The 4,140-nt window shown below is 28.7% G+C and carries 5 protein-coding genes; all 5 read right to left on the reverse strand.

Annotated elements, in window-relative coordinates:
• Positions 1–243: 243 nt before the first annotated feature.
• Positions 244–669 (reverse strand): DUF1493 family protein, encoded by a 426-nt coding sequence (locus EAH69_RS13660; RefSeq protein WP_121935774.1) that lies wholly within the window; start codon positions 667–669, stop codon positions 244–246.
• A 225-nt stretch (positions 670–894) separates the two neighbouring features.
• Positions 895–1,284 (reverse strand): hypothetical protein, encoded by a 390-nt coding sequence (locus tag EAH69_RS13665; RefSeq protein WP_121935775.1) that lies wholly within the window; start codon positions 1,282–1,284, stop codon positions 895–897.
• Between the two features lie 265 nt (positions 1,285–1,549).
• The gene (locus EAH69_RS13670) at positions 1,550–2,239 is read right to left on the reverse strand and encodes a hypothetical protein (protein ID WP_121935776.1); all 690 of its coding nucleotides are present in this window, start codon (positions 2,237–2,239) and stop codon (positions 1,550–1,552) included.
• 220 nt (positions 2,240–2,459) lie between these two features.
• Positions 2,460–2,843 carry an NTF2 fold immunity protein gene (locus EAH69_RS13675; protein WP_121935777.1) on the reverse strand — a complete coding sequence of 128 codons (384 nt, stop codon included), beginning with the start codon at positions 2,841–2,843 and terminating at the stop codon, positions 2,460–2,462.
• A 227-nt stretch (positions 2,844–3,070) separates the two neighbouring features.
• Positions 3,071–4,051 carry a hypothetical protein gene (locus EAH69_RS13680; protein ID WP_121935778.1) on the reverse strand — a complete coding sequence of 327 codons (981 nt, stop codon included), beginning with the start codon at positions 4,049–4,051 and terminating at the stop codon, positions 3,071–3,073.
• Positions 4,052–4,140: the final 89 nt, after the last annotated feature.

The raw sequence follows: 4,140 nt of genomic DNA on the forward strand, positions 1-4,140 counted from the left end.
AGAATTTGAGATAAAAAATCGTTCGAAAAAATCGGATGCCCGAAACTGCAATTGCGTATAACGGGCCGCGGCTTGGCGAAGTGCGGGCTTGAATTGAGCGAAAGTTCAATTCAGACCGAAACGTAGCCAAAGCTGTGAGCCTTTTGGTAAATTTAATAAAAAAACAAAAGTAAACAGCTTTTGGCGGATAAAAAGGTGAGAAGTTCAATTTTGCACTTAACCCCGCATTTTGCCAAACCGATGTTACATGCTGTACTTTTTATACATAATAAATACAAAAAATATTATAATTAAAATTGCGATAATAAAATTAGTAATTACATCGTAACGAAATTTAGGAAGGTTATGCTCAGGATAATTAACATTCCAATAGCCTTCATTTGCTGATTCTAATAGAATTTTAGGAGTTATTCCAATATGTTTTACTCTATCATTTGGAGTTTTAAACAACAAAGCCCCAATTCCTCCATATATTTCTTCGTGTTGATGAAAATACCACAAATAGTTTTTCATATTGACGTTAAACTCTAAGGAATATTTATTCAAAAAATCAGAAATGTCATCTCCAGTTATTCTAATATCTTTTTCTAAATCAGTATCTGGATGTACTTCTATTGATGATGAAGTTTCTTTCTTAATAAATAAAATTATGTCTTCAATTTTATGCATCTCTTTTGATTAAGTATTGCATGTAACGTTTCGGGGCTTGGCGTCAGTGGCGGAAATTGAAGCGAAAAGTTTCAATTTAGCGACACGGTAAGCAAAAGCCAATTAATTGAATAAATTTACAAAAAAAAGTCAATATAATTGGCTTTTTGCGGAATAGAAAGCCGAAACATCAAATTTTAGCCTTAACCCGCCATTGCGCCAAACCCATGTTAGCTGACGTTTTTTTTAATATACACCTTCTTTTTCACGTACTTTTCCGGTGAAAATTCCGGTGTCATTTTTATAAAGAACGATCATATCAAAGTTTGGTTTTCCAACTTGAACTTGCCCATTCGAAAATACATATAGGTAAACATTTTTAAGAGTTTTTTTCCATAAAGATTTACCTTCTTCAGTTGTAATATTTACTTTAACTCTATAAATGTCTGAGATGAAATAATCTGGTGATATTGATTTTAAATTAACTTTTACATTTTCGTACTTTTTACCTTCAATATCAATAATTGAAACAGTACGTTCAATTTCTACATCATTAATTGGTTTTGTAGTTTCTTGTGCAAATAGAAATAATGTGAAATTTAATAAAATTAAAGTTAACAGTATTTTGAGTTTCATTTTAGTATGTTTTTAAAAAATTTTATAATTAAATGAAATTTTAATTTTTTAACGACTTTTATTAAAAATGTCAGCTAACGAGCCGAGTATTTGCGAAGAACGGAAGAGAAGTTGAACGAAAGTTCAAGTTCGTCCGTTCAAGCAAATTGCTTGGCTGAAACTAAATTAGTGTATTGTTTTAAGAAAAGCAATTTTGCGAGCGGATAATTATGGATAAAAAGTTAGCCTTCAGCCCGTTTTTTGCGAAATACTATGTTGTATGTAGTTATCTTTTTACATAAAGTATAGAATGAGCAAGAATATCAAAAGTTTTTGGTTCATATTCAAAATATACAAAAATACCTTTAAGATCTTTTTTTTCTGGATCTATAAGATATTCAGCTTCTGAGTAATTCGATTTAACATGAATAGTTAGAAAGTTTAAATTTTCACTTTTTTGTTTGAATAATTGTTGAAGATTTACAGATGGATTTTCAATATCATCAAGTAAAAAAAATAGAATTTCATTATTAGAATTTCTAGAAAATTTCATTTTTTCTGGAAGATAAAATATAATTTTATTATCATGAAATTTATAGAAAAAGCTTTCAGAATAATTAATTGTGTCATTTTCTTTAACAATTAATTGGTTAAACTTTATAATATTATTTTTAAACCTGAAGTTTTCAATAAATTTTTCTGTATTTGAATTTTCAATAGTATCGTAAAATTTTGTCCAACCAATAAATTTACTTTTTTGATTTTTAGAAAGTAATGTGTCAGTTCTTATTAATTTATCTTTGTATAAAGTTTTTCTTTCAGAAATAGAATCGTTTATATTATTTAAATCATAAGAAATAAATTCTTTCTTAAAGTCATTAAAAATGTAGTCGTTATCGAATTGATATTCGATTTCAGAATTTTTATTACAACTTATGATGAATAAGCTTATAATAAAAGTATATATTAATTTCATAAGTTGTTTTGATAATTACATACAACGTTTCGGGGCTTGGCGTCAGTGGCGGAAATTGAAGCGAAAAGTTTCAATTTAGCGACACAGTAAGCAAAAGCCAATTAATTGAATAAATTTAAGAAAAAAAGTCAATGTAATTGGCTTTTTGCGGAATAGAAAGCCGAAACTTTAAATTTAGCCTTAACCCGCCATTGCGCCAAACCCTTGTTAGCTGTAGTAGTTATTTTCCGTGAGTTATTCTAATTATTTCACTATTAAAAGAATTAATTATTATCAAAAATGTTCCTCCAACATAATTTTTAGGAAGAGTTCCAGAGATTACGTAGTAGCTTTCAATTTTGTATATTTCATACGGTTTCTGTTTGATGATATTATTTTCACCATAAATTTCAAACAAAATTGATTCTGCAACTTTTATAGCAGTTGAGTCATTTTTAATAATAGGTGTTTTGTTATCTATTACATTATGAACTTTATTATTTTTTAGTGTTTCTTCTAAGACTTCTTTGGCATATTTTTCTCCAAGAATTAATCTCTGATTTTTTTCTTGAGCACAAGAAATATTAATTATACTTAAAAATAGAAGAATCAATAGATGTTTCATTTTTGCGGAATTTTAGGAACTATTACAGCTAACGTTTTGGGGCTTGGCGTCAGTGGCGGAAATTGAAGCGAAAAGTTTCAATTTAGCGACACAGTAAGCAAAAGCCAATTAATTGAATAAATTTACAAAAAAAAGTCAATTTAATTGGCTTTTTGCGGAATAGAATGCCAAAACATTAATTTTACGCTTAACCCGCCATTGCGCCAAACCCATGTTAGCTGTAGTATTTATTGTATTCTTTGAACTTCTTGAAATCCTGAAGTTTTTTTGAAGCTCATTTTATGAATGAAATTTCGCATACTATCTGAAGGGTCAATCATTTCTAAATTTAGTCGTTCTAATGTTTCAGGTACTATTTTTACCGATAAAATTACTTTATTTTCTAAATGACCAGATTGAGAATCAACCATTTCAGATAAAGCATTTACTATAGCAAAATCAACAGGAAGATAAGCAAAAACTTCTCTACTAATTCTAAGAACTACACTACAAATGTGGTCTTGATAAAGTTCATAGAAGTTTGTTTTAGACATATTTTTTTTTGAAAGTTTCCCAGTTGAAGTTTGTCTCAATTCATAATCAGGAATAACTTCAATGCTATTTGTGTTTATATCAATTTCAATATGGTTTTCTGCAAATTTGAATTTAATCTGAGAACCTAATTCTGAAATTTCTGAAAAAGGTTCAAAATACTTTATTGCGTTTAAATAAGCTTCAGTTTCTTTACGTTCAATACCAAGTGATATATTTTGTAATTCTTCCCAATCTAATAAGTCTTTTTTGAATTCGTTAATTGCAATTTTGTGCTTATCTTCATCTTTCTTTTTTGCAATTGATACTTGATTTTCAAGATTTTTAATTTTATTATTTGTTGAGCCGAATATCTTATCTAGTAAGTTAGGTTTGAAATTATTGAGTCTTTGTTTAGCCTCGTTTTCATGTGAATTCAAATATATTGGTTCAATTGGTTTGGGTTCTGTTTTAATTCTATTCCAATCAACTTTTTCACTAGATTCTTTGTGAATTGATTTTAATATTTCCACATAATCATTCCATTCCGATACAGCTTGAGCTACATTTTCAAATTCAAGTTGCTTCTGTTGTTCTTTAAATCTTTTTGCAGCTTCACGATTTCTTCTCTGTTGATTTCTTTCAGATCTTCTTACTGCAGCTCCGTACGATCGGATAAATCCATTGATTGTTGCCATTTGATTAGTTTTTGAGAAATATTACAGCTAACGAGCCGGGTATTTTGCGAAGAACGGAAAGAAATTGAACGCAGTTCAATTCGTCACGA

Origin of the sequence: Faecalibacter macacae, assembly GCF_003687725.1 — a bacterium.
In the GTDB taxonomy this organism is placed as follows: Bacteria; Bacteroidota; Bacteroidia; order Flavobacteriales; family Weeksellaceae; genus Empedobacter; species Empedobacter macacae.